The sequence below is a fragment of the Citreimonas sp. genome (assembly GCF_042096055.1).
In the GTDB taxonomy this organism is placed as follows: Bacteria; Pseudomonadota; Alphaproteobacteria; order Rhodobacterales; family Rhodobacteraceae; genus Citreimonas.
This window is the reverse complement of record NZ_JBELMH010000036.1, coordinates 1-25,121: the sequence shown is the minus strand read 5'-3', so window position 1 is coordinate 25,121 and position 25,121 is coordinate 1. Positions and strand designations below refer to the sequence as shown.

25 protein-coding genes and 1 pseudogene are annotated in these 25,121 nt (G+C 70.4%); 19 read left to right on the top strand and 7 right to left on the bottom strand.

What is annotated here, in order from left to right:
- The first annotated feature begins 37 nt into the window (after positions 1 to 37).
- Together ACFDTC_RS09905 and ACFDTC_RS09900 are read left to right on the top strand one after the other, a co-directional pair.
- Positions 38 to 406: a hypothetical protein gene (locus ACFDTC_RS09905; RefSeq protein WP_375258715.1), complete on the top strand. Its 369-nt coding sequence runs from the start codon at positions 38 to 40 to the stop codon at positions 404 to 406.
- Between the two features lie 90 nt (positions 407 to 496).
- On the top strand, positions 497 to 766 hold the full coding sequence (locus ACFDTC_RS09900) for a hypothetical protein (RefSeq protein WP_375258714.1): 270 nt from the start codon (positions 497 to 499) through the stop codon (positions 764 to 766).
- A 46-nt stretch (positions 767 to 812) separates the two neighbouring features.
- Here the strand turns inward: ACFDTC_RS09900 and ACFDTC_RS09895 are convergent, their stop codons facing one another.
- Entirely contained in the window at positions 813 to 1,853 is a 1,041-nt protein-coding gene (locus tag ACFDTC_RS09895; RefSeq protein ID WP_375258713.1) for a Gfo/Idh/MocA family protein, read from the bottom strand.
- A complete protein-coding gene (locus tag ACFDTC_RS09890) occupies positions 1,850 to 2,875 on the bottom strand; it encodes a zinc-binding dehydrogenase (protein WP_375258712.1) in 1,026 nt (341 codons plus the stop codon). Before ACFDTC_RS09890 ends, ACFDTC_RS09895 begins: the two co-directional genes overlap by 4 nt.
- Before the next feature lie 224 nt (positions 2,876 to 3,099).
- Here ACFDTC_RS09890 and ACFDTC_RS09885 point away from each other — a divergent pair, with 224 nt between their 5' ends.
- The 10 genes from ACFDTC_RS09885 (at position 3,100) to ACFDTC_RS09840 (ending at position 14,800) form a co-directional block, all read left to right on the top strand.
- A complete protein-coding gene (locus ACFDTC_RS09885; RefSeq protein ID WP_375258711.1) occupies positions 3,100 to 4,215 on the top strand; it encodes an NAD-dependent epimerase/dehydratase family protein in 1,116 nt (371 codons plus the stop codon).
- The gene (locus ACFDTC_RS09880; protein ID WP_375258710.1) at positions 4,212 to 6,206 is read left to right on the top strand and encodes an NAD-dependent epimerase/dehydratase family protein; all 1,995 of its coding nucleotides are present in this window, start codon (positions 4,212 to 4,214) and stop codon (positions 6,204 to 6,206) included. The genes ACFDTC_RS09885 and ACFDTC_RS09880 overlap by 4 nt, the downstream gene beginning before the upstream one ends.
- The gene (locus ACFDTC_RS09875) at positions 6,203 to 7,294 is read left to right on the top strand and encodes a glycosyltransferase family 4 protein (RefSeq protein ID WP_375258709.1); all 1,092 of its coding nucleotides are present in this window, start codon (positions 6,203 to 6,205) and stop codon (positions 7,292 to 7,294) included. Before ACFDTC_RS09880 ends, ACFDTC_RS09875 begins: the two co-directional genes overlap by 4 nt.
- Positions 7,291 to 8,403, top strand: coding sequence for a glycosyltransferase (locus ACFDTC_RS09870; protein WP_375258708.1), 1,113 nt, complete (start codon positions 7,291 to 7,293; stop codon positions 8,401 to 8,403). Before ACFDTC_RS09875 ends, ACFDTC_RS09870 begins: the two co-directional genes overlap by 4 nt.
- Positions 8,400 to 9,491: a glycosyltransferase gene (locus ACFDTC_RS09865; protein ID WP_375258707.1), complete on the top strand. Its 1,092-nt coding sequence runs from the start codon at positions 8,400 to 8,402 to the stop codon at positions 9,489 to 9,491. The genes ACFDTC_RS09870 and ACFDTC_RS09865 overlap by 4 nt, the downstream gene beginning before the upstream one ends.
- Positions 9,488 to 10,594, top strand: a complete 1,107-nt coding sequence (locus tag ACFDTC_RS09860) for a glycosyltransferase (RefSeq protein WP_375258706.1) — start codon at positions 9,488 to 9,490, stop codon at positions 10,592 to 10,594. The genes ACFDTC_RS09865 and ACFDTC_RS09860 overlap by 4 nt, the downstream gene beginning before the upstream one ends.
- Before the next feature lie 2 nt (positions 10,595 to 10,596).
- Positions 10,597 to 11,607 carry a UDP-glucuronic acid decarboxylase family protein gene (locus ACFDTC_RS09855; RefSeq protein ID WP_375258725.1) on the top strand — a complete coding sequence of 337 codons (1,011 nt, stop codon included), beginning with the start codon at positions 10,597 to 10,599 and terminating at the stop codon, positions 11,605 to 11,607.
- Positions 11,604 to 12,365 (top strand): TIGR04290 family methyltransferase, encoded by a 762-nt coding sequence (locus ACFDTC_RS09850; RefSeq protein ID WP_375258705.1) that lies wholly within the window; start codon positions 11,604 to 11,606, stop codon positions 12,363 to 12,365. Before ACFDTC_RS09855 ends, ACFDTC_RS09850 begins: the two co-directional genes overlap by 4 nt.
- Before the next feature lie 129 nt (positions 12,366 to 12,494).
- Positions 12,495 to 13,475: a DNA topoisomerase IB gene (locus ACFDTC_RS09845; RefSeq protein WP_375258704.1), complete on the top strand. Its 981-nt coding sequence runs from the start codon at positions 12,495 to 12,497 to the stop codon at positions 13,473 to 13,475.
- A 92-nt stretch (positions 13,476 to 13,567) separates the two neighbouring features.
- Entirely contained in the window at positions 13,568 to 14,800 is a 1,233-nt protein-coding gene (locus tag ACFDTC_RS09840) for a lytic murein transglycosylase (RefSeq protein WP_375258703.1), read from the top strand.
- 274 nt (positions 14,801 to 15,074) lie between these two features.
- Here the strand turns inward: ACFDTC_RS09840 and ACFDTC_RS09835 are convergent, their stop codons facing one another.
- Positions 15,075 to 15,779: a hypothetical protein gene (locus tag ACFDTC_RS09835; RefSeq protein ID WP_375258702.1), complete on the bottom strand. Its 705-nt coding sequence runs from the start codon at positions 15,777 to 15,779 to the stop codon at positions 15,075 to 15,077.
- A 55-nt stretch (positions 15,780 to 15,834) separates the two neighbouring features.
- Positions 15,835 to 16,380 carry a hemerythrin domain-containing protein gene (locus ACFDTC_RS09830; protein WP_375258701.1) on the bottom strand — a complete coding sequence of 182 codons (546 nt, stop codon included), beginning with the start codon at positions 16,378 to 16,380 and terminating at the stop codon, positions 15,835 to 15,837.
- A gap of 266 nt (positions 16,381 to 16,646) precedes the next feature.
- Between ACFDTC_RS09830 and ACFDTC_RS09825 the strand changes: the two genes are divergently transcribed.
- From ACFDTC_RS09825 to ACFDTC_RS09810, 4 genes are all read left to right on the top strand, one after another.
- Complete coding sequence (locus ACFDTC_RS09825) at positions 16,647 to 17,336, top strand: response regulator transcription factor (protein WP_375258700.1); 690 nt, start codon at positions 16,647 to 16,649, stop codon at positions 17,334 to 17,336.
- A 151-nt stretch (positions 17,337 to 17,487) separates the two neighbouring features.
- Positions 17,488 to 18,195, top strand: coding sequence for a DUF484 family protein (locus ACFDTC_RS09820; protein WP_375258699.1), 708 nt, complete (start codon positions 17,488 to 17,490; stop codon positions 18,193 to 18,195).
- A gap of 13 nt (positions 18,196 to 18,208) precedes the next feature.
- The gene (locus ACFDTC_RS09815; protein WP_375258698.1) at positions 18,209 to 19,135 is read left to right on the top strand and encodes a tyrosine recombinase XerC; all 927 of its coding nucleotides are present in this window, start codon (positions 18,209 to 18,211) and stop codon (positions 19,133 to 19,135) included.
- A gap of 190 nt (positions 19,136 to 19,325) precedes the next feature.
- Positions 19,326 to 19,931: a glutathione S-transferase gene (locus tag ACFDTC_RS09810; RefSeq protein WP_375258697.1), complete on the top strand. Its 606-nt coding sequence runs from the start codon at positions 19,326 to 19,328 to the stop codon at positions 19,929 to 19,931.
- Between the two features lie 51 nt (positions 19,932 to 19,982).
- Here ACFDTC_RS09810 and ACFDTC_RS09805 read toward each other — a convergent pair whose 3' ends face one another.
- On the bottom strand, positions 19,983 to 20,636 hold the full coding sequence (locus tag ACFDTC_RS09805; protein ID WP_375258696.1) for an outer membrane protein: 654 nt from the start codon (positions 20,634 to 20,636) through the stop codon (positions 19,983 to 19,985).
- A gap of 230 nt (positions 20,637 to 20,866) precedes the next feature.
- Between ACFDTC_RS09805 and petA the strand changes: the two genes are divergently transcribed.
- The 3 genes from petA to ACFDTC_RS09790 are packed head-to-tail and all read left to right on the top strand — an operon-like array spanning position 20,867 to position 23,610.
- Complete coding sequence (gene petA / locus ACFDTC_RS09800; RefSeq protein WP_375258695.1) at positions 20,867 to 21,445, top strand: ubiquinol-cytochrome c reductase iron-sulfur subunit; 579 nt, start codon at positions 20,867 to 20,869, stop codon at positions 21,443 to 21,445.
- Between the two features lie 12 nt (positions 21,446 to 21,457).
- Complete coding sequence (gene petB / locus ACFDTC_RS09795; RefSeq protein ID WP_375258694.1) at positions 21,458 to 22,807, top strand: cytochrome b; 1,350 nt, start codon at positions 21,458 to 21,460, stop codon at positions 22,805 to 22,807.
- Positions 22,808 to 22,827: 20 nt separating this feature from the next.
- The gene (locus ACFDTC_RS09790) at positions 22,828 to 23,610 is read left to right on the top strand and encodes a cytochrome c1 (RefSeq protein WP_375258693.1); all 783 of its coding nucleotides are present in this window, start codon (positions 22,828 to 22,830) and stop codon (positions 23,608 to 23,610) included.
- Between the two features lie 126 nt (positions 23,611 to 23,736).
- Here the strand turns inward: ACFDTC_RS09790 and ACFDTC_RS09785 are convergent, their stop codons facing one another.
- Both ACFDTC_RS09785 and ACFDTC_RS09780 read right to left on the bottom strand, forming a co-directional pair.
- Complete coding sequence (locus ACFDTC_RS09785; RefSeq protein ID WP_375258724.1) at positions 23,737 to 24,402, bottom strand: ATP-binding cassette domain-containing protein; 666 nt, start codon at positions 24,400 to 24,402, stop codon at positions 23,737 to 23,739.
- Between the two features lie 16 nt (positions 24,403 to 24,418).
- Positions 24,419 to 25,121: pseudogene (locus ACFDTC_RS09780) on the bottom strand (thiamine/thiamine pyrophosphate ABC transporter permease ThiP); the annotation flags it as partial.

The following is a 25,121-nucleotide window of genomic DNA, read 5'->3' as shown; positions in this document are numbered from 1 at the left end:
CTGCCGCCACGACCCATCCAGGACAGGAGATGCGCGGATGCTGATCGGCAATGGCACGTTCGAGGGCCGCGGCGGGCACGTCTTGCGCGGCACGTTCCGCTTCGACCGGAGCGACGGGGGCGTCGTCAGGCTGACCACGTCCGACGACTTCTTCTTCGACGGCTCTCCGGCGCCGGGCTTCGCGCTGTCCGCCAGCGGCGACCCATCGGCGGCCGAGGCGGCGGCGACCGATTTCCTGCGATTGCCAGGCAGCGGCAGCCTGAGCGGTGCGCAAATCGAGGTGCGCGGGGCGCAAGGCGGGATCGTCCCGGACTCGATCGACATTCGGGCGCAGAAGGTCCTGTTCCTGTGGTGCTACATCACGCCGTTCCTGCTGGGCGTCGGGGTCATCGAGCATTCCGGCTGACGCGCCGAAGGTCCGCTTTTCCGGCACGCGCCGAAGACCGGCGGGAACGGTTGGTTCCGGCGGTGGTTCGCAGGGAAAGGAGGACCCGACATGGCACAGAAGACCACCGACCATCACACGATCCGCGACTGGGCCGAGGCCAAGGGCGGCAAGCCCGCGGCCGTGGACCGCACCCACAGCGACGACGACGTGGGCATCATCCGCATCATGTTCCCCGATGCGCCGAACTCGGAACACGAGGCGCTGGACGAGATCAGCTGGGACGCGTTCTTCGAGGAATTCGAGAAGAAGAACCTCGCGCTGCTCTACGAGGAGGACAGCATGTTCTCGAAGATGGTGTCGCGCGACTCGGACGATTGACGGCGCTGCGGCGCGGGCGGCACAGGCTGGACCGCCCGCGCGCGATCTATTCTGCCGCGCGGGCATAGATCCCGTCGATGGCGGCCGCGAGTTCGCCGAGGCTTTCGCAGGCCGGATCGAAGCGCGCGCCCTCTGCCAATCGGCGCGCCCAGTCGGCCGTCGCCCGTCCGCCCCAGTCGTCGGGCGGGGCCACGCGCTCTTCGCTTTGGGTGCCGTTGTGGCGGTGTGCCGCGAAGTCGAAGAAGCTGCCGCCCACGTTCTGCACCGTAAAGCCGCCTTTCGGGCCGAAGGCGTCGACGCCGATCACCGCGTCGCGCCCTGCCGGCAGGTTCCACGAACAGGCGATGCGGATCACCCCGCCCCCGGGCGTCTCGAGCGTGGCGGCGGCGTAATCCTCGACCGCTTCGGCCACCGCGCCCCCGGTCAGCCGCTGTCCGCCCGCGAAAAGATGCGCCGAGGTGCAGCGCAGGTCGCGCGCGCCCATCGCCCAGGCGGCCATGTCCAGCAGGTGCGCCCCGAGGTCGATCAGGCAGCCGCCGCCCGACAGCGCACGATCGCGGAACCACGGCTTGTCCGGGCCGTAGGCGTTGTGGAACGTCAGGTCGAGCGCGTGGACCGGCCCCAGTTCGTCCGCCTGCACCGCCTCGCGCAGGGCGAGGAAGGCGGCGGCGTGCCGGTAGCTGAGATCGACGTCCAGCAGCCGGTCGGCACGGCGCGCGGCATCGATGCAGGCGCGGGCCTCGGCCTCGGTCCGGCCAAGCGGTTTCTGGCAGAAGACGGCGGCACCGGCGCTCAGCGCGGCGATCGTCTGGTCGGCGTGCAGCGCGGACGGCGTGGCGATGACGACGCCATCGGGGCCGGTCGCCAGCAGCGCGTCGATGCCGTCGCATCGCGCGGCGTCGGGGGCGGTCTGCGCCGCCGCGTCCAGCGCCTCGGCCGACGGATCGGACAGCGCCACGATGTCGGCCACGTCCGCGGCGGCGACGGCCTCCATCCGGTTGCGGCCGATCCAGCCGAGGCCGAGGAACGCCAGCCGGGGGCGGCGCGTGGTGGCGGTCGTGCGGTTCAGCGTCATCGTGCCGGTCATTGGCCGGCCTCCGGCGCCACCCATGCCTTGACGAAGCCCTGCGGCTTGTCGCGCGTGGCGTCGAGCGCGTCGCCGAGCCGCGACAGCGGGTAGCGATGGGTGATCAGCGCGTCGAGGTCCAGCCGCCCGTCGGCGGCGGCGGCGATGCCTTCGATCATGCCGAGGCGCTGCACCTCGGGGTCGCGTTCATGGGCGCTGACGATGTCGATGCCCTTCCAGTTCCACATCTGCATGTTCACCTGCCGCGGGCCGTCCTGGTGATAGCCGGCGATCACCAGCCGCCCGCCCTCGCGCACCAGCTCTCCGGCCAGGTCCAGCGGCCATTGCAGGCCCACGGCCTCGATCACCACGTCGGCGAGACGGTCCTGCGTCAGCCGGCCAAGCTCGCGCATGATTTCCCAGTGATCCTCCATCGGGATCGTGTCGGTGGTGCCGAGATTGCGGGCGAGGTCCAGCGATTCCGCGCGCCGCGAGATGGCGATGACGCGCGCGCCGGCCTGTGCGGCCAGCGCGGTCAGCGCGGCGCCGATGAAGCCGATGCCGATGATCGCCACGGTCTGGTCCGAGGTGATCCGCGCGCGGCGGAAGATGTTGATCGCGCAGCCCAGCGGCTCGGCCGGGACGGGCTTGCCCGCCAGCGCGTCGGGCAGCGGCAGCGCTGTCGCGGCGTCGATCACCTCGTGGCTCGCATAGCCGTGGTTGCCCAGCCAGGCGATGCGCTGGCCCTCGTGCAGGGTGCAGACGCTGTCGCCCAGCGTGTCGATCATACCCCAGGCCTCGTGGCCCATGATGCCCGGCTCCATCGGGAATTCCTGCCATTCCGGGCCCGACCACGGCCCGAGATTCGAGGCGCAGACTCCGCAGCCCTCGATCCGCACGCGGACCTCGCCCGCGCGCGGGCGCGGCAGCGGGATCTCGACCATCTCGACCCGGCCCGGCGCCTCGACGCGCGCGGCGCGGGCGACGGGCGCTTCCGTGGCGTCGGGACGACGTGCGGTGGCGGTGCTGCTGGGGTCTGTCATCGTCTCTCCTCGGGCTTGCGGCGGCGCGGCGGACCGGGCGTGGCGCCGCGCGTCTTCGACCGGCCCAACTCACGGCGTTTTGATCCGTTCCGGAAGAAGCCGGGAAGTCTCTGAAGATGACAAAGATCCGGCAAGACGGCGGCAAAGTGCGGGTTTTCGTGGAACTTCAGCATCAATCCATTGCTTTAGCCCCAGGATGCACAACTTTCTGAGGGATGGGAACCATGGCTAGATCGCTGGTGACGGGTGGATGCGGCTTCATCGGGCGGCGCGTGGCCGCCGAGCTGCTCAGCCGGGGCCGCGAGGTCATCCTGTACGACGCGATGATCGACCAGGTGCACGGCGACGCCGCCGCCGAGCCGCCGGCCGGGGCGAAGGTCGTCAAGGGCGACATGCGCGACATCGACACGCTGCGCTCGGCGCTGCAGGGGGTCGACGAGGTCGTGCACCTGGCCGCCGAGGTGGGCGTGGGCCAGTCGATGTACGAGATCGCGCGCTACGTCGGCGCCAATGATCTGGGCACCGCCGTGCTGCTCGAGGCGATCGCCGAGGACCCGGTGCGTCGGTTGGTCGTCGCCTCGTCCATGAGCGTCTACGGCGAAGGCTACTACGAGGACGCCGAGGGCACGCTGCACGAGAAGGTGCGCCGCAAGGCCGACGACCTGAAGGCCGGCCAGTGGGAGCCGAAAGGCCCGCAGGGCCAGACGCTGACCGCGCGCCCGACCGACGAGGACAAGCGCGTCGACCTCGCCTCGATCTACGCGCTGACGAAGTACCAGCAGGAGCAGGCCTGCCTGATCTTCGGCGAGGCCTACAACATCCCCACCACCGCGCTGCGGCTGTTCAACGTGTTCGGCGCGGGTCAGGCGCTGTCGAACCCCTATACCGGCGTGCTGGCGAACTTCGCCTCGCGGCTGGCCAACGGCCAGCGCCCGACGATCTTCGAGGACGGCCAGCAGAAGCGCGATTTCGTGCACGTGGACGACGTGGCGCGCGCCTTCGCGCTGGCGCTCGAGCGTGACGAGGCCGCGGGCCACGTGATCAACGTCGGCTCGGGCAACGCCTACACGATCGTGCAGGTGGCGCAACTTCTGGCGGACGCGATGGACTGCCCCGAGCTGGAGCCCGAGGTGCTGGGCAAGTTCCGCATGGGCGACATCCGCAACTGCTTTGCCGACATCACCAAGGCGCGGGACCTGCTGGGCTTCGCGCCCGAGAAGCGGCTCGAGGACAGTCTCGGGCCGTTCGTCGACTGGGTGCGCGACGCGCCCGAGACCGGCAAGCAGGACCGCGGCGACGAAATGCGCCGCCAGCTCGAGGAGCGGGGTCTGGTGTCGTGAGCAAGGCATACGGTTTCGTCGAGTGGTTCCGCCCCGGCGAATACGACCGGGTCGAGGCCGTGATGCCCGCGCTCATGGCGTCGGGGGCGTCGTACCTGCGCACGCATCTCAGTTGGGCCGAGTACCACGCGCCCGGCGGGCAGGACTGGTACGACTGGCTTCTGCCGCGCCTCGCGCGAGACATCGAGGTGCTTCCCTGCGTGCACTACACGCCCCCTTCGCTGTCGCGCACCGGGCGTAGTTCCGGCGCACCAAAGGTGCTGAAGGACTTCGCCGACTTTCTCGACATGGTGCTGACGCGACACGGTGACCGGTTCGAGCATGTCGAGCTGTGGAACGAACCAAACAACCTGCTTGACTGGGACTGGCGCGAAGACCCCGAATGCGACCTGTTCTGCGAGATGGTCGGCGGTGCCGCCTACTGGGTGAAGAGGCGCGGCTGGAAGCCCGTGCTGGGCGGCCCCGCGCCGTTCGACGCCTACTGGCTGAACGTCATGGGCGAGCGCGGCGTGCTGGCCGAGGTCGACGCCGCCGGCATCCACGGCTTTCCGGGCACCTGGGACAGCGAGGAAGGATCCTGGAACGGCTGGGACGTGCACATGGCCGAGATGCGCAGCATCCTCGACCGCTGGAACCCCGACTGCGAGATCTGGATCACCGAGGCCGGCTATTCCACCTGGCGCCGCGACGACATGGAGCAGGCGCGGCGGTTCCTCGACGCGCTGCAGGCGGGCGCGGACCGGATGTACTGGTACGCCTGGCGCGACCTGCCCGAGCACGTGTCGGTGCAGGAGGGCCATTGGTTCGACCCGCGTCACTACCACCTGGGCGCGGTCGAGGCCGACGGCGCGCCGAAGCTTCTGGCGCGGCTGCTGACCGCCGGGGGCCCCGAGCAGGTGCGCGAGGTGGCGCGGCTGGCGACGCCCGCGGTGGCGCGGCAGGCCCGGCCGATCGCGATCACCGGCGGCGCGGGCTTCATCGGCTCGAACCTCGCCGAAAGTTATCTCTCCGAGGGGCGCGACGTGGTCGTGGTGGACAACCTCAGCCGCCCCGGGGTCGAGCGCAACCTGCACTGGCTGGCCGAGCGTCACGGCCCCCGGCTGCACGCCGTGCCCGCCGACCTGCGTGACGAGCTTGCCGTGCGCGAGGCCGTGCGCGACGCCGACGCGGTGCTGCACATGGCAGCGCAGACAGCGGTGACCACCTCCCTGACCTCGCCGGTCGCGGATTTCGACGTGAACGCGCGAGGCACGCTGAACGTGCTCGAAGCCGTCCGCGCCACCGGGCGCACCGTGCCGCTGGTCTTCGCCTCGACCAACAAGGTTTACGGCGCGCTGGCCGATCTGGAGGTGTCGGACACCAACGACGCCTGCGCGCCGCTCGACGATACCATGCGCGCGCATGGCGTGGCCGAGGACCGCCCGCTGGATTTCTGCACGCCCTACGGCTGCTCGAAGGGCGTGGCCGACCAGTACGTGCTGGACTACGCGTCCAGCTACGGGCTGCCCGCCGCGGTGCTGCGGATGAGCTGCATCTACGGCCCGCGCCAGTTCGGCACCGAGGATCAGGGCTGGGTCGCGCATTTCCTGATCCAGGCGCTGGCGGGCCGGCCGATCACCGTCTTCGGCACCGGCCGGCAGGTGCGCGACGTGCTGGACGTATCCGACGCCGTGGCTGCCTACCGTGCGGTGCTGGGCAAGATCGACACGCTGTCAGGCCGCGCCTTCAACCTCGGCGGCGGACCGGCGAACACGGTCAGCCTTCTGCAGGTCCTGCGCGAGATCGAGGCCATCACCGGCCGCAGCATCGACGTGACCTTCCAGGACTGGCGGCAGGGCGACCAGCCGTGGTTCGTGGCAGACACCCGCGCGCTCGAGGCCGCGAGCGGCTGGCGCGCGCGCGTCGGCTGGCGCGAGGGCCTGCGCGACCTTGCCGCGTGGCTGTCGGGGGACGACGTGCGCCGGCCGGAACGGCAGCGGGTGCCCGCATGACGGCACCGGTGCTGATCACGCTCGACGCCGTGGGCGGTGTCTGGCGCTACGGCATCGACCTGGCCGCGGGGCTGGTCGCGGCTGGGCGCCCGGTCTGCTTCGCGGGCTTCGGCCCCGCGCCGACGGACGCCCAGCGCGCCGAGGCCGAGGCGCTCGGCCCGCTCGACTGGGGCGCGCAGACGCTGGACTGGATGGCGCGGGTGCCGGAGGATGTGTCCGGCGCCGGGCGCTGGCTGGCCGAGGTCGCACGCCGCCGGGGCGCGCGTGTGATCCAGTGCAATCTGCCGAGCCTTGCCGCAGACATTCCCGAGTGCGTTCCGGTGGTCGCAGTGTCGCATTCCTGCCTCGCCACGTGGTTCGACGCGGTGCGCGGCACCGACGTCCCGGCAGACATGCGCTGGATCCGCGACCTGACCGCTGCCGGCTTGGCGCGAGCCGACGCGGTCGTCGCGCCCTCGGCCAGCCACGCCACCGCGATGACGAGGCTCTACGACGGGTTGGTTGACGTCGCGGTGGTGCACAACGCCAGCGCCGGCCCCGTTCCGCGGGCCGAGCGGTCGCGCAGCATCGTCGCGGCCGGCCGCTGGTGGGACGAAAGCAAGGGCGGCGCGACGCTGGACGATGCGGCCGCGCATTGCGCCTGGCCGGTGCGGATGCTGGGCGCCGACCACGGCCCGAACGGCGCACGGATCGCGCTCCGGCACGCCGAAGCCCTCGGCCCCCTCGCCCACGATGACGCGGCGCGGGTGATCGCCGGCGCGGGCATCTTCGTCTCGCCCTCGCTCTACGAGCCGTTCGGGCTGGCCGTGCTCGAGGCCGCGCGCGCCGGTGCGCCGCTGGTGCTGAGCGACATCGGCACCTTCCGCGAGCTTTGGGACGACGCGGCAATGTTCGTCGCACCGGGCGACGCGGACGCGCTGGCGGATGCCCTGAACGCGCTGGCCGCCGACGACGGCCGGCGCGACGCGCTTGGCGCGGCGGCGCAGGCGCGCGCGCAACGCTACACGATCACGGCCCAGGCCGGCGCGATGGCAGCGATCCACGACCGCGCGCAGGCCAGGACACCGGCGACGGAAGGAGCAGCATGAGGTTCGTCTTCTACACCCACTCGCTTGCCTCGGACTGGAACCACGGCAACGCGCATTTCCTGCGCGGCGTGATGCGCGCCCTTCAGGCGCGCGGGCACGAGACGCACGCGCTGGAACCCGAGGGCGCCTGGAGCCGCGAGAACCTGATCGCCGATCGCGGCCCCGGCGCCATCGACGCGTTCGAGCGGACGTTCCCCGACCTCAGCTGGGAGATTTATCCGGAGGCCTTCGACCATGAGGAGGCGCTCGGCGATGCCGACGTGGTGGTGGTGCACGAATGGACCGATCCCGCGCTGGTCGCGCGGCTGGGGCGGGCGCGGTCACGCGGCGCGCGCTTCACGCTGCTGTTCCACGACACCCATCACCGCGCGGTCAGCGCCGAGGGCGAGATCGGCGGGCTGGACCTGTCGGGCTACGACGGCATTCTGGCTTTCGGCGAGACGCTGCGCCAGCGCTACCTGGCCGCGGGCTGGGGAAGGCAGGTCTTCACCTGGCACGAGGCCGCCGACACAAGCGTCTTCCGCCCCCTGCCCGACATCGTGCCCGACGGCGACCTGGTCTGGGTCGGCAACTGGGGCGATGACGAGCGCAGTGAGGAGCTTGAGACCTTCCTGATCGCGCCGTCCGAGCGGCTGGGCCTGAAGACCCGCATCCACGGCGTGCGCTATCCCGACCACGCGCTGGAGCGGCTGAAGACCGCCGGCATCGACTATGGCGGCAGCATCGCCAACGCCGACGTGCCGCAGGCCTTCGCGCGCCACCGGGTGACGGTGCACGTGCCGCGCCGGCCCTACGTCCAGACGCTTCCCGGCATCCCCACCATCCGCCCGTTCGAGGCGCTGGCATGCGGCATTCCGCTGGTGAGCGCGCCCTGGGACGATGCCGAGGGGCTGTTCCGACCCGGCGACTTCCGCTTTGCCGCCGACGGCGACGCGATGACCCGCCACCTGCGCGAGCTGCTGTCGGACCCCGACGCCGCGCGCGACCAGGCGGAACGCGGCCTCGAGACGATCCTCGACCGGCACACCTGCGGCCACCGAGCCGACGAACTGCTCGAGGTGCTGGTGCGCCTCGGCGCCCGGACACGCGAAATGGAGCCCGGCCAATGACCCGCATCGCCTTCTACGGATCAAGCCTTCTGTCCAGCTACTGGAACGGCGCCGCGACCTACTACCGGGGCATCATCCAGGCGCTGGCCGCGCACGGGCACCGCGTCACGTTCTACGAACCCGACGTCTACGACCGGCAGGCGAACCGCGACATCGACCCGCCCGAGTGGTGCGAGGTGGTGGTCTACGAGGGCACGCCCGAGGCGCTGAAGCGCGTGGCGGCCGAGGCGGCCAAGGCCGACGTCGTGGTCAAGGCCAGCGGCGTCGGCTTCGAGGACGACGCGCTGCTGCGCGCGGTCATGGCGAGCGCGGCACCGGACGCGCTCAAGATCTTCTGGGACGTGGACGCGCCCGCGACGCTGGCGGCGATGCAGACCAACCCGCAGGACACGCTGCGGCAGATGCTGCCGGCTCTCGACCTGGTGCTGACCTATGGCGGCGGCGCGCCGGTGATCGACGCCTACCGCGCGCTGGGCGCGCGCGACTGCGTGCCGATCTACAATGCGCTCGATCCCGCGACGCACCACCCGGTTCCGGCCGATCCGCGTTTCGCCTGCGACCTCGCGTTCCTCGGCAACCGCCTGCCCGACCGCGAGGCGCGCGTCGACCAGTTCTTCTTCGCCCCCGCGCGCGAGCTGCCCGACATGCGCTTCATGCTGGGCGGATCGGGTTGGGAGCCGCACGCGGTCCCGGACAACGTGCGCTGCCTGGGCCACGTGCGCACCGCCGATCACAACGCCTTCAACGTCACGCCGCGCGTGGTGCTGAACATCGCCCGCGACAGCATGGCCGCCAACGGCTTTTCCCCCGCCACCCGCGTCTTCGAGGCCGCCGGTGCCGGCGCCTGCCTGATGACCGATTACTGGGAAGGGATCGAGCTGTTCCTCAAACCCGGCGACGAGGTGCTGGTCGCCCGCGACGGGCAGGACGTGACCGAATGCCTGCGCGCCCTGCCCCCGGGGCGCGACGAGGCGATCGGCGAGCGGGCCCGCGCCCGCATCCTGTCGGAACACACCTACGCCCACCGCGCCCGGCAGCTCGACGCGATGCTGCGCGAGCGGGTGCGCACGGCGGAGGCGCCCGCATGAGCAAGTCGCTGGACATCGTCATCCTCGGGCTGTCGTTGGCCTCGTCCTGGGGCAACGGGCACGCCACGACCTTCCGCGCGCTGATCAAGGGCCTGGCCGCCGAAGGCCACCGCGTGCTGTTCCTCGAGCGCGAGGTGCCGTGGTACGCTGGTACCAACCGCGACCTGCCCGATCCGGATTTCTGCGAGCTGGTGTTCTACCACTCGCTCGACGAGGTCGAGCAGCGGCACGGCGACCGGCTGCGCGCCGCCGACGCGGTGATCGTCGGCAGCTACGTCCCCGAGGGCACCGAACTGATCGATCGGCTGGCGGCGATGGTCCTGAAGCGGCTGTGCTTCTACGACATCGACACGCCCGTGACGATGGACCTGCTGGACCGGAGTGAAGAGGCGCACCTGGCGCGCCGGCAGGTGCCGGTCTTCGATCTCTATTTCAGCTTTTCCGGGGGCCGCGTCCTCGACCGGCTGGCGGAACACTACGGCGCGCGGGCGCCGCGGGCGCTGTTCTGCTCGGTCGACGAAAGCCGCTACACCCGCGTCAACGTGCCGATGAAGTGGGACATGGGCTATCTCGGCACCTACAGCGACGACCGCCAGCCGGGGCTCGAGGCGCTGATGCTGGAGCCTGCGCGCCGCCTGCCGCACATGCGCTTTGTCGTGGCGGGCGCGCAGTATCCCGAGGGCATCGACTGGCCCGACAACGTCGAGCGGATCGAGCATCTGCCGCCCAGCGAGCACGCGGCCTTCTATAGCGCCCAGCGCTTCACGCTGAACATCACCCGCGCCGCGATGCGCCGGCTGGGCTGGTCGCCCAGCGTGCGCCTGTTCGAGGCCGCCGCCGTCGGGACCCCGATCCTTTCGGACCGGTGGGAGGGCCTGGGCGACTTGCTGCCCGAGGGCAAGGCCATCGTCATCGCCGACGGGAGCGAAGATGCCGTTGCTGCGTTGACGGGCGAAGACGGCACCGCGCCCGAGGCCCTGGCGGCCGAGGCGCGCCGGATCGTGCTGGCCGATCACACCGGCCGCGCGCGGGCCGGGCACCTCGTGGACATGCTGCGAGACTGCCCCGAGCGGAGCCGAAGCGAGCAAGAGGAGACCGCGTAATGATGGACATGACCCCGTTGTCGAGTACGATCCTGGTGGCTGGCGGCGCCGGCTTTATCGGGTCGCATCTGTGCGAGGCCCTGCTGGGTCAGGGGCACGCGGTGATCTGCGTCGACAGTTTCCAGACCGGCCGCCGCGAGAACCTGAGCGCGCTGCTGGGCCACCCCCGGTTCCGCCTGGTCGAGGCCGACGTCGAAGACCTGCCACCGTTCCGCGACCGGTTGGACCAAATCTACAACCTCGCCTCGCCCGCGTCGCCGCCCGCCTACCAGGCCGACCCGGTGCGCACGATGATGACCAACGTCGTCGGCACCAACAACCTGCTGGCGCTGGCCGAGCAGACCGGCGCGCGACTGCTGCAGGCCTCGACCAGCGAGGTCTACGGCGACCCCGAGGTGCATCCGCAGCCCGAGGACTATGCCGGTCACGTCAACTGCAACGGCCCGCGCGCCTGCTACGACGAGGGCAAGCGCGCCGCCGAGGCGCTGTGCTTCGACTACCTGCGTGCCGGCCGCGCCGAGGTGCGCGTGGCGCGGATCTTCAACACCTACGGCCCGCACATGCAGTGCGACGACGGGCGCATCGTGTCGAACTTCATCTGCCAGGCGCTGTCGGGCCAGCCGATGACGATCTACGGCAACGGCGAGCAGACGCGCTCGCTGTGCTACGTGTCGGACATGGTCGACGGGCTGATCGCGCTGATGGAGGTCGCCGACACCCCCGACGGCCCGGTCAACATCGGCAACCCCCGCGAATTCACCATCCTCGAACTCGCCGACCTGATCGGCCGCGAGGCCGCGACCGAACTCAGCCCGGTATTCCGCCCGCTGCCGAAGGACGATCCCCGGCGCCGGCGCCCCGATATCGCGCGCGCCCGCGCGCTGCTGGGCTGGGCGCCGCGCGTGCCCCTCGAGGAAGGGCTGAAGAAGACGGTGCCGTGGTTCGCGCAGGAACTGCAGAGACCGCTGGCCGCCTGCGGTGCGGCCGCGCAGCCCGCGAAGGTGCCGCAATGAGCCGGCACGACACCGACGACACCGCCCGCCGCATCGCCGAACTCGCGCCCTGGTTCCACAACCTGACCATCGACGGCATCGACACCGCGCCCGATCATTTCCTGGGCGACTACCCGCGCTTCAAGTACGAAGGGTTCCGCCACGCGCTGCCCGACGACCTGCAGGGCGCCAGCGTGCTCGACATCGGGTGCAACGCGGGGTTCTACAGCCTCGAGATGGCGCGCCGCGGCGCCGGCCGCGTGGTAGGAATCGACAGCGATCCGCATTACCTGGCCCAGGCGCGCTTTGCCGCCGAGCGGGCCGGCGTCGACCTCGACCTGCGGCAGATGGACGTCTACGACGTCGAGGCGCTGGGCGAGAAATTCGATCTCGTGATCTTCATGGGCGTGCTCTATCACCTGCGGCATCCGCTGCTGGCGCTGGACCTGCTCTACGAGCACGTGGTCGGCGACATGATGCTGTTCCAGTGCATGCAGCGCGGCCCCGACATGCAGGCAGAGCCGGTCGCGGCCGACTACGACTTCAACGACCCCGCGCCGTTCACCCGCGAAGACTGGCCCCGCCTGTGGTTCATCGAGAAGCGGTTCTCGTCCGACCCCACGAACTGGTTCATCCCCAACCAGCCGGGGATGGAGGCGATGCTCCGCTCGTCGGGCTTCACCATCGAGGAGCAGATGGAGCGCGAGGTCTACCTGTGCCGCCGCGGCGCGCGTGGCGAGATGGTGCCGCCGCCTCCCCGGATCGTGACCGCCGGGTGAGGTCACAGGACCGGGGACGCTTGGCCACGCCAGACGTATCATGAGCGCCTCTCAAGCAGGTCGAATGGCCCAGGAGCGCCGCCCGACCGGCACGGAACCCGGCGCCCCGCGGCCGGTTTCATCTGGACCATGAAACACGTCCCCGACCTCGTCTATTACCCTGATCATCATCCCGGAATCACCCGCAGGCGGGCCGGGCGCGGCTGGTCGTACATCGCGCCCTGCGGCAACCGCATCCGCGACCCGGACGAGCGCGACCGCCTCAACCGTCTGGCGGTGCCGCCCGCCTATACCGACGTCTGGATCTGCCCGCGGCCCGACGGTCACCTGCAGGCGACGGGACGAGACGCGAAGGGGCGCAAGCAGTACCGGTACCACGAAAGCTGGACGGCCTTCCGCGCCCGGCGCAAATACGCGGACCTGCCGTCCTTCGGCACGTACCTTCCGGCGATCCGCCGCCGCATCCGCCGCGACCTGCGCAACGATGCTGGGGATCGCGACTTTGCCGTGGCCGCCGTTCTGGCGATGATCGACCGCTTGTCGCTGCGCGTGGGTCACTCCAAGGACGTCGATCACGGGGCCTACGGCGCCACCACCCTGCGCCCCCGGCACGTGACACTGGACGACGAAAGCCTTCGGCTGGACTACCGCGGCAAGGGCGGCGCGCGGATCACCAAGACGCTGCGCGACAAGCGGCTGGCGAAGGTGCTCCACCGGCTCGACGACCTGCCGGGCGCCACTTTCGTGACCTGGATCGACGCGCACGGCCGCGTGCACGAGGTCACGTCGACCCTGGTCAACGAGCTGCTGCACGACATCACCGGCGAGCACGGCTATACCGCCAAGACCTTCCGCACCTGGAACGGCACCGTCGCCGCGCTGGAGATCGCGCTGCGCGAGGAAAAGCTGACGGTCAAGACCCTGGCCGAAGCCGCCGCCGAGGCGCTGGGGAACACGCCGACGATCGCGCGGAACAGCTACATCCACCCCGCGGTGATCGACCTCGTCGACACTCCGCTGGCCCAGCGGCAGCGCCTTGCCGAAGACCCGCCCGGCCCCCGCGAGCTGCGCATTCCGGAAAAGGCGCTTCTGTCGTTGCTGGCCGGATAGGGCGGGCGGCGCGCTTCCGCCGATGCGTGTTTGCCCGCGTTCCTTCCGCCCCGGTGGCGCGATACCCTGCGCAAAACGCATAAGAGGCAGGCATGGACAGACGCGGATTCACCCTTGGCGCGGCCGGACTGGTCGCCTTGTCGGCCTGCGGTGCGGCACCGCGCGCGCCGCTGCCCGCAGCGCAAGCGTCGGCGTTCCGAACGCAGCCCAACGCCGCCTACGATGCCTGGGTCGCGGCATTCCGCGGCCGCGCCGCGTCCCAGGGCATCGGCGCTGCAACGCTGGACGCGGCCTTCCGCGACGCGGGCTTCATCCCCGAGGTGGTCGAGCGCGATCGCAACCAAGCCGAGTTCAACCGCTCGCTCGAGGATTACCTCGCCCTCGTCGCCCCCGAGGAGAAGATCGCCTATGGCCGCGGTGCGGTGGCGCGCCGGGCGTCGACGCTGACGGCCATCGAGGCGCGGTACGGCGTGCCGGCACGGATCATCGGCGCGGTCTGGGGGGTCGAGAGCTACTTTGGCACCCGGCGCGGCGAGATCCCCGTGGTTTCGGCAACCTCGACACTGGCCTTCGACGGCCGCCGCGGACGGTTCTTCGAGGCGAACCTGGTCGAGGCGCTGCGCATCCTGCAGCGCGGCGACACCACGCCCTCGCAACTGCGCGGCAGCTGGGCGGGCGCGATGGGGCACACGCAGTTCATCCCGACCACCTACGCGCTGCACGCGGTCGATTTCGACGGCGACGGGCGGCGCGACGTCTGGTCAGACGATCCCGGCGACGCGCTGGCCTCGACCGCGAACTTCCTCCGCGAGAACGGCTGGCGGCCGGGTCTGCCCTGGGGCGTCGAGGTGCGGCTTCCGGCCGGCTTCGACACGCGTGGCACCGGGCGCGGCAACCGCCGCTCCACCGCGACGTGGCGCAGCCTGGGCGTCGCACCGGCGCGCGGCGGCGCCTTGCCCGAGCTGGGCGATGCCGCGCTGCTGACGCCGTCGGGTGCAAGCGGTCCGGCTTTCCTCGTCAGCAGGAACTTCGACACGATCCTGCGCTACAACCCGTCCGAGAATTACGGCCTCGGCGTCGGCATCCTGTCCGACCGGCTGGCCGGCGGCGGCCCGCTGGTGGGCGATTTCGGCGCCGACGCGACCGGCTTGCGCCAGGAACAGCGCCGCGCGCTGCAGGCCGGGCTGAACCGCGCCGGCTTCGACGCGGGCACGCCCGACGGCGTGATCGGCGACCGCACGCGCGAGGCGATCGCCGCGTTCCAGCGCGCGCGGGGGCTTCCGGTGACCGGGGTTCCGTCACTCGAACTGCTTGCGCGGTTCTAGGGTCGAAAAGGCGCGGCGGCGGTAATCTGATCTAAAGGATTGCCGGGCTAGACAAGACGGGTCAGGGCGCAGAAGCGCGCCCACCCCCGCAGACCGCGCCGATCGCTTGGCGCCTGGGTCCGGGCCCGGGAAAAAGTTCCGTTTTCCCATAAGGGTTTTATCAGTGGGCGTCCGTCGTCGGACGTGTTGGGTGTGAGTGTACCCCGGAGCGTCGGCCTGCCGGCGCTCCGGGTCTATTCCCTGCCGCGCCTTAGCAGCGGCGACCCGTGCCGCGTCAGCCCTTGTGTCCCGGCCGGCAGATGCCCTGCGTGCGCGCCCCGTCCCAGGGCAGCCGCACCTGCGGGCCCGACAGCACCGCATCCAGCCCCTCGACCGGAATCTCCTGCCCGATCAGCGCGCGCAACCGCGCGGTTCTGGGCGCCTCGGGATCCAGCAGGCTGCAGCAGACGTATTCCTCGACGATCGCGCCCTGCTGCTCGTACCCGAAATCCAGGAAACGCGGCAGCGCGTCGGTGTCGAACAGGTACGGATCGCGGCCGCCCGCGTGCTCGCCCAGCCCGCGCAGCGGGTGGTAGGCGGTGCGATCGCGGTTCTGCCACTGCCAGACATGCACCGCCTCGTGCGCCAGAAGCATCGCCTGGAACAGGTCGATCTGCTCGGGGAAGCCCGCCATCAGGTCGGTGCGATAGATGTCGCGGCGCAGCATCACGGCGTTGAAGATCACGGTGGCGGCGGGCGAGACCTCGACCCGCCGCTCCTGCAGCACCGGCGGCCAGATGCGTTCCTGGCAGGTGGTGCGGGGGCGTACGGGGATCGTGTAGCTGAGGCTGCCGGCGAGGTGCCCGTCGATCAGCCGCATGCGCCCGGTGTCCAGCGTGTCGCCGTTCAGCGCCTGCAGGTACGCCGTCTCGTTCGGCGTCAGCGGACGACCGCAGGCGGCGAGGATGGCCAGAAGAACAACGAGGATCGCGGCGCGCATGGCCAGGTTCCGTTAAGGGGCGTGGGCGGCGCCGCGTCGGGCGCCGGCCGGTTCGTCAGTGCAGCCCGCCGGTGCCGTACTTGAGGATTACCGGCACGATCAGGTCTTCCTCGTCCTCGAGGTGGCGGCTCAGCAACGCGTCGAAACCGAGCACTTCTTCGCGGAAGACGCCCAGCTCGGCGCGCTCCTGCAGCACGCCGTTCGCCGATTCGGCAAAGCGGTTCAGCAGGCCGTCCATCGCGTGGTGGTCCTTGTCGAGAATGTCGAACCCGCGGACCAGCCGCTTGTCCATGCCCGACAGAACCGGGAAATAGTGATGGTCCTCGATCTGGTGATGGCCGTGCAGTTCCTGCAGGAGCATGCCGCCGTAGCGCGACAGGCGCGCCTTCTGCTGCCGCGGGTCCAGTTTGCCGTCCATCGCGGATTCCGCGTCGGTGCGCAGGACCTCGGTCAGCTTGCGGAACATCATGTGCCGTTCCAGCCAGAACTGCACCAGTCCGCCGAAGTCGGGATGGGCTTCCCACGCTTCGCGCGGGTAATCCTGCAGCAGGATGCGCAGGGCATCGGGCAGGCGGTCGCGTTTGTCGAGTTCCTCGGTCATGCCTCGGTACATGACAGGTCGCGCGGGCAAGTCAATCGGCCGCGCCCTGCGTTTGCGCGCCTTGAGTGTGCGCCGCGGCGCACCGCATTGCGGTCCCGGCTTCGCCACAGTTTGACCACGCTGTGTTCCTAGAATCACCGGTGGCGCCAGAAGGTCCCGCCGTCACCCGACGGCCCCGCAGCACGCGGGCGACGCGTCCCGCACAGGCGGGCCGACGTATCGCGGGTCGCACCGATGCGGCCCTCGCAAGGAGGGAGGGGCGAAGCATGCGCTATCTGGTCGCCGAAACGAACTGGACCCTGATGACGCTCGCGCAGGACCTGGCCGAACGCGGATTGCTGGTCAGCCGGGTGGAAAACGCCGAGGACGTCGCGCACCATCTGGCCATGGTGCCCGCCGACCTGCTGATCGCCGAGGCCGGCCGCTTCGGCCCCGGGGGCCTCAGCCTGCGGGCGCTGCGCGAGACCGGCCCCGGCCTGCCGATCGCGCTGATCGCGCGCGAGCCGTCGCAGCGCCAGATCACCGAGTGCCTGGCCGCCGGCGCCGACACGGTCATCGACGCGGCCATTCCGCCCGACGAGATGGCGGCCCGGCTGATGGCTGTCGCGCGCCGGGCGCACGGGCTGTCGACCACCGAGCTGCATTGCGGGCCGTTGGTGATCGACCTCGCCGCGCGACGGGCGCAGCTGAACGGCGCCTGGCTGCACCTGACGCCGAAGATCTACGAATTGCTGGAATACCTGGCCCTTAGGCCGGGGGCGCTGGTCAGCCGCGACGCCCTGCTGACCCACATCTACGGCCTCGAGAGCGAGCCGGACAGCCGGGTCTTCGACGTCTACCTGTGCACCCTGCGCAACCACCTGCGCGACGTCTCGGACGAGATCTCGATCCACACTGCGCGCGGCGAGGGGTTCCGCTTCATCGGCCCTGCCGCGCCCGACCGCAGCGCCGCCTGAGGGGGCCGCCGGCGGATTTGCGCATGCTGACGCCGATACGGCTTGCGCCGGGGCGAATGCCTTGACAGGTACGACGCGGGACGCCCAAGCTCTCGCATAGATTGTGCCGCGCCCCGGTGTCGGGACCCCTCGTGAAACAAGCAGGCAGACAATGAACAACAGCAAACGCATCGAGGAGTCGCTGCGCGAAACGATCATTTCGCGGCCGGACATGATCCTGGACGACAAGGACCTGATGAACGCGCTGATCGCCGCGAACGAGCGCAGCGTGGGCGGAAACATCGTCGACCTGCGCGGCATCGCGATGGAGCGGCTCGAGGCGCGGCTGGACCGGCTCGAGGACACGCACCGCTCGGTCATCGCGGCGGCGTACGAGAATCTCGCCGGCACCAACCAGGTGCACCGCGCGATCCTGCGGATGCTCGACCCCGTCGCGTTCGAGCCGTTCCTGCGCGACCTCGACGGCGCGGTCGCCGAGATCCTGAACGTCACGGCGATCCGACTGGTGCTGGAAACCGCGCAGCCCGAGACCGACGCCACGGTCGAGCGGCTGGCGCACATCCTGTCCACGGCCGAGCCGGGCTTCGTCGACCAGTACGTCGCGCCGGGCTCAGACGCGCCGCAGCGTGCGGTCACGCTGCGCCAGGTGGATCACGGCGCGACCTTCATCTATGGCGACAAGGCCGACCGCATCCGCTCCGAGGCGTGCCTGCGGCTCGACTTCGGTCCCGGGCGGCTGCCGGGGATGCTGTTGATGGGCGCCGAGGACGCGCACCAGTTCACGCCGCAGCAGGGCACCGACCTGCTCGCCTTCTTCGGCGGCGTGTTCGAGCGCACGATGCGGCGCTGGCTGTCGTGACGCGCGCCCGGCCGTGACGCTGGAGATCTCGCCCGCCGCGCGCGACGCGCTGCAGGACTGGTTGCAGCGCGCGGCGTCACTGGACGGGCTGGCCGACGCCACCGTCACGGCCTACCGCGCCGACGTCACCGAGTTCATCGCCTTCATGACAGGCCACCATGCCGAGCCGCAGGGCCTGGCGCCGCTGGCCCGCATCGGCGTGGCGGACATGCGCGCCTGGATGGCGCATCTGCGGGGGCGCGACGTGTCCGCCCGGTCGGTGGCGCGCAAGCTGTCGGCGGTCAAGGCGTTTTACCGATGGCTGGCCGCGCGCGAGGGGTTCGAGCCGACGGCCGTGCTGCAGACCCGCGCGCCACGTTTCCAGAACAAGCTGCCCCGCCCGCTGGCCGAGGACGCCGCGCGCGCGATGATCGATGGGGTCGGGCACCAGGCTCGCGACGGCTGGATCGGGGCGCGGGACGCGGCGGTGGTCACGCTTCTCTACGGCTGCGGGCTGCGGATGTCCGAGGCGCTGGCGCTGACCGGCGCGGACCTGCCGCTGGGCGAGAGCCTGCGGGTCCGGGGCAAGGGCGGGAAAGAACGGATCGTGCCGGTCCTGCCGGTCGCGCGGCAGGCGGTCGAGACCTACCTGCGGCTCTGCCCCTACAAGCCCGACCGGGACGGGCCGCTGTTCCTGGGGGCGCGGGGCGGGCCGCTGGACGGGCGGCTGGTGCGCCGCGCGGTCGAGGCGGCGCGGATGCAGCTGGGCCTGCCGGCCACGGCCACGCCGCACGCGATGCGGCACAGCTTCGCCACCCATCTTCTGAGCGCGGGCGGCGATCTGCGGTCGATCCAGGAGCTGCTGGGCCATGCCTCGCTGTCGACCACGCAGGTCTATACCTCGGTCGACGAGGCGCGGCTGATGGAGGTCTACGCGGCGGCGCATCCCAAGGCGCGCTGAGGGTGTCCCATCGTGAGACACGATGACGCCCAAGCAAAATCAATGGTTTACAGAGACGTTTTCACGACTTGTTAACGAACGTCCCCGTGCGCGCCCCCTGCCCGGGCGCGGCGCGCGCGCGGATTCGCTTGAGCAGGCGGCCCGGCTCTGCCACCAATCGGCGCGCGCGGGACGCGCTATGGAGGACAGGATGAAGCTACTCAAGGCGGGGCCGTCGCCCTTCGTGCGCTGCGTGCTGGCGACGCTGCACGAGACCGGGCAGATCGATCAGGTCGAGATGGTGAACGTCACCGCCTCGCCGCTGCAGCCCGACCCGACGCTGGTCGCGGCCAACCCGGTGGGCAAGATCCCCGCGCTGATCCGCGACGAGGGGCCGACGCTGTATGACAGCCGGGTGATCTGCCGCTATCTCGACCACCGCGCGGGCGCGGGGCTGTATCCCGAAAAGCGGCTGTGGGACACGCTGACGCTGGAGGCGACGGCGCACGGCATCATGGATGCGGCGGTGCTGATCATCTACGAGGAACGCTTTCGCCCGGCCGAGAAGGTCTCGATGGAGTGGGTCGAGGGCCAGTGGGCGAAGGTGTCGCGCGCGCTCGACGCGCTGCAGACGCGCTGGATGAGCCACCTGAGCGGCCGGCTGGACATGGGCCAGATCGCCGTCGGCGTCGCCCTGTCCTACCTGGACTTCCGCCACGACGCGCGCGCCTGGCGCACCGGCCGGGACGAGCTGGCCGCCTGGCACGCCCGGTTCTGCGAACGCCCGTCGATGCAGGCGACGCAGCCCGAGGGCTAAGGCGAAGGACCGCCCGTCGCGGACGGGCGGTGATCCCCTTTACGGGAAAGTTCAGAAGTTCAGCGAAAGACCGACGTTGAGGGCGTTGGTCTTGACGTCCGACTCGAGGCTGCCGCCGCCGTCGAGGTCGGCGTCGTTGCTGGAGTAGGTGAACTGGTATTCGCCGAACACGGACACACGCTCGGTCACCGGGTATTGCACGCCGGCCATGACGCGGGCGGCGGGGCCGGTGACCTGGTAGCCGAACGTATCCGGCGCGCCGTCGAACTCGGCATCCACGTGCGGAATCGAAAGGCCGAGGCCCGCGCCCACGTAAGGCGTCGCGGCACCCCATTCGGTCGGCCAGCGGCGCATCACGTTGGCGGTGAGGATGTTCAGGCCGTCGGTCAGTTCCAGCCCGTCGAAGCCGGCGGGCAGGTCGTCGTCGGGCGCATAGACCTTGGTGTGCGTGAACTCGACGCCGAAGCCCAGACGCTCGGACCGCCACCAAGTGCCGCGGATGCCGTAATAGGGCGGCATCTGGAACGACTTGCCGTCCCAGCCGATCAGCGAGTCGTAGCTGCCGCCGATGTCGTCGGGGTAGTCGCCCGAGATGCGGCTGTGCGGCGCGGTCTGCCAGCCGGTATAGGCCGAAAGCTCGAATTCCGCCGCGGCGGGGCTGGCCGCGCAGAGTGCTGCACCGATCAGAACGGCAGGAAGCTTCATGACCATCTCAACCCCGTCAAAGCCCGACTCGGGCCCGTCTTCGACTCACTTGAACCACAGCGGCGGCCGAGACGCGACCGCGACACATCAGCACTTATGGCCATGTTGCGGTTTTGCAAGCTGGACGGCCCAAGACTCGCCAGCTAAATAGCCACGCGATAGCCTCCGAGGGGGGCGGATTCCGCGTATTCCGGTCGATGAGCTCGGCCCCGAGAAATGGAGCGAACCTCGTGTCACACGCAGACGACCACGAAGGCACCCGTCGAGACTTCCTGTACTACGCGACCGCGGGCGCGGGCGTGGTGGCGACCGGGGCCGCGGTCTGGCCGCTGGTCAACCAGATGAACCCGTCCGCCGACGTGCTGGCGATGTCGACGATCCGCGTCGACGTCAGCGGCGTGCAGGACGGCAGCCAGATCACGGTGAAGTGGCTGGGCAAGCCGGTCTTCATCCGCAAGCGCACCGAGGCCGAGATCGAGGCCGCGCGCAGCGTCGACGTCAGCGACCTGCCCGACCCGATCGCGCGCAACCCCAACCTGCAGGGCGACGTGCCCGCGACCGACGAGAACCGGGCGCTGGACGAGACCGGCCAGTGGCTGGTGCAGATGGGCGTCTGCACGCACCTGGGCTGCGTGCCGCTGGGCAACGCGGGCGATTTCGCGGTGGACGGCGGCGTGGGCGGCTGGTTCTGCCCCTGCCACGGGTCGCACTACGACACCGCCGGGCGCATCCGCCGCGGCCCCGCACCCGAGAACCTGCACATTCCGCCGGCCGAGTTCGTCGACGAAACCACCATCCTGCTGGGATAAGGAGACAGGGATATGTCCGGTATTCCGCACGACCATTACGAACCCAACACGGGTGGCGAGAAGTGGCTGCACAAGCGGCTTCCCATCGTCGGCCTGTTGTACGACACGATCATGATCCCGACCCCCAAGAACCTCAACTGGATGTGGATCTGGGGGATCGTGCTGACCTTCTGCCTGGTGCTGCAGATCGTCACAGGCATCGTGCTGGTGATGCACTACACGCCGCACGTGGACCTGGCCTTCGCCTCGGTCGAGCACATCATGCGCAACGTGAACGGCGGCGCGATGCTGCGCTACCTGCACATGAACGGCGCGTCGCTGTTCTTCGTGGCGGTCTACGCGCACATCTTCCGCAACCTCTACTACGGCTCCTACAAGGCCCCGCGCGAGATCACGTGGATTATCGGCATGCTGATCTACCTGCTGATGATGGGCACGGCGTTCATGGGCTACGTGCTGCCTTGGGGTCAGATGTCGTTCTGGGGCGCCACGGTGATCACCGGCCTCTTCGGCGCGATCCCGTTCATCGGCGAGCCGATCCAGACCTGGCTGCTGGGCGGACCGGCGGTGGACAACGCCACGCTGAACCGCTTCTTCAGCCTGCACTACCTGATGCCGTTCATCATCGCGGGCCTCGTGGCGGTGCACATCTGGGCGTTCCACACCACCGGCAACAACAACCCCACCGGGGTCGAGGTGCGCCGCACCTCGAAGGCCGACGCCGAGAAGGACACGGTCTCGTTCTGGCCGTACTACGTGATCAAGGACCTGTTCGCGCTGGCGCTCATCCTGGCGGTCTTCTTCGCGATCGTCGGCTTCATGCCGAACTACCTGGGTCACCCCGACAACTACATCGAGGCGAACCCGCTGGCGACGCCCGCGCACATCGTGCCCGAATGGTACTTCCTGCCGTTCTACGCGATCCTGCGCGCCTTCGACTCCGAGGTCTGGGTGGTCATCGCGGCCAACTTCCTGACCGGCGGCATCGTCGACGCCAAGTTCTTCGGCGTGCTGGCGATGTTCGGCGCGATCGCGGTGATGGCGCTGGCGCCGTGGCTCGACACCTCGTCGGTGCGCTCGGGCCGCTACCGCCCGATGTTCAAGTGGTGGTTCGCGCTGCTGGTGATCGACTTCTTCGTGCTGATGTGGGCCGGCGCCATGCCCGCCGAGGGGATCTATCCCTACATCGCGCTGATCGGGTCGACCTACTGGTTCGCCTACTTCCTAGTGATCCTGCCGCTGCTGGGCGTCTTCGAGAAGCCGCTGCCGCAACCGGCGACGATCGAGGAAGACTTCGCCGCGCACAAGGCGGGCAAGACCGGCGGGACCAAGACCCTCGTCGATCCGACCCCGGCCGAGTAAGAGACAAGGACCGAACAGCAATGCTCAAGACACTCACGCTCTCGGCCCTGACGGCCCTGACCCTGTCCGCCGGCGGTGCCTTTGCCGCCGGGGGCGAAGGCCACGTCACCGATTACGAGTTCTCGTTCGAGGGGCCCTTCGGGTCCTTCGACCAGGCGCAGCTGCAGCGCGGCCTGCAGGTCTACACCGAGGTCTGCTCGGCCTGCCACGGGCTGCAATACGTGCCGATCCGCACCCTCTCCGAGGAAAGCGGCCCCGGCCTGCCCGAGGACCAGGTGCGTGCCTACGCCGCGCAGAACTTCTTCGTCATCGACGAGGAGACCGGCGAGGAACGCGAGGCGCGGCCGACCGACAACTTCCCGCCGAACGTGGCGCTTGGCGCGCCCGACCTGTCGCTGATGGCCAAGGCGCGCGCGGGCTTTCACGGCCCCTACGGGCTGGGCATCAACCAGTTCTTCAAGGGCATGGGCGGCGCGGAGTACATCGCCTCGCTGCTGACCGGCTACACCGGCGAGCAGAAGACCGAAGCCGGCGCCGTGCTCTACGAGAACGAGGCCTATGGCGGCTATTTCGGCATGGCGCAGCCGCTCTACGGCGACGACGTGACCTATGCCGACGGCACCGAGGCGACGATCGAGCAGCAGGCCAAGGACGTGGCGGCCTTCCTGATGTGGACCGCCGAGCCCAAGCTGATGGCGCGGAAAGAGGCCGGCTTCGTCGGCGTGCTGTTCCTGGTGCTGCTGTCGGTGCTGCTGTACCTGACCAACAAGAAGATCTGGGCGCCGATCAAGCGCAAGCACTGACCGGATCCCCGAGACTGATGAAAGGCCCCGCCAGGACAGGCGGGGCCTTTTTCATTGCGCATGACGGTCAAGGGACGGCGGGTGGGGCGATGTGGCCCGCAGGGCCACGAGCGTCCCCGTCTGTCCTCAGCCCAGGTAGTCGCGCAGGGCGGGCGGCGGGTCGTCCAGCAGCGCCGCGGTGTCGGCGGGCGGATGGGCCACGCCCTCGGCCACCAGCACCACCTGACCGGCAAAGCGCCGCGCATCGGCCGGGTCGTGCGTCACCAGCAGGGTCAGCGCGCCCAGCTCGTCCGCGACCTCGGCCACCAGCGCCAGCATCTCGGTCTTGAGCGCGGGGCCGAGCGCGGCGAACGGCTCGTCCAGCAGCAGCACGGGGCGGTCCTGCAGCAGCAAGCGGGCCAGCGCCGCGCGGCCCATCTGCCCGCCCGACAGCGTGCCGGGGCGGCGATCGCCCAGGCCCGTCAGCCCGACGCGGTCCAGCGCCGCCTCAATTCGCGCGCGCGCTGTCGCGTCCGGCCGCCGCCCGTCGGGCCGCAGGGCCAGGCCAAGGTTGCGCGACAGCGTCAGGTGCGGGAACAGGTTGCCGTCCTGGAACAGGATCGAGACCGGCCGTCCCTGCGGCGGTGCGCATGTAAGATCGACGCCGTCCCACGTCACGCGCCCGCGCGCGGGCACGCGAAACCCGGCGATGACGTCCAGCAGCGTCGACTTGCCCGCGCCCGACGGGCCCAGCACGGCGACGCGCGCGCCCGGGCGCAGCGACAGGTCCGCGCGCAGGCTCTCGCCGCCCATGCCGATCTCGATTCCCTCAAGCCGCAGCACGGATGCGTCCCCCCCTATCGAACAGCACGAACAGCCCGAAGCTGAGGATCAGCAGCAGCAGCGCGGCGCCCGAGGCCGCCTGCATCTGGTACGACCCCATCAACCCGTAGATCTGCAACGGCAGCGTCGCCCGCTGCGGATCGGCGAAGAGCGCGATCACGCCCAGGTCGCCCATCGCCAGCGCCGCGGTCAGCCCGGCGGCGAAGCCCATCGGCCGCGCGAGGCGCGGCAGCATCACCAGCCTCAGCCACGCCGCCGGCGTCATCCGCAGCGTCGCGGCGAGGCGGGCATAGTCGGCGCGAGTCGCCTCGGCCGCGGGGGTGAGGATGCGCAGCGCGAAGGGCAGCGCCATCAGCGCGTTGACCAGCGCGGTCACGGGCAACGCCATGGCGAACGGGTTCACGAAGGGCCGCAGGATCAGGAACAGCCCGGTGCCCAGCACCAGCGGCGAGATCGCGATCGCCGCCAGCGACAGCAGCGCGCCGCGCGGGCGCGCCAGCGGCAGCGCCCAGGCCAGGCACAAGGCGGTCGAGGCCAGCGCCACGGCCAGCGAATGGCCCGCCGCGCGCCACGTGTCGGCGCCCAGCAGCGCCAGCCCCGGCGCGCCGCGCAGCACCACCAGCCCCAGCGGCAGCAGCAGGAAGGCGCCCGCCAGCGCGATCCACGCGGCATCCGACAGGCGCGCGGCC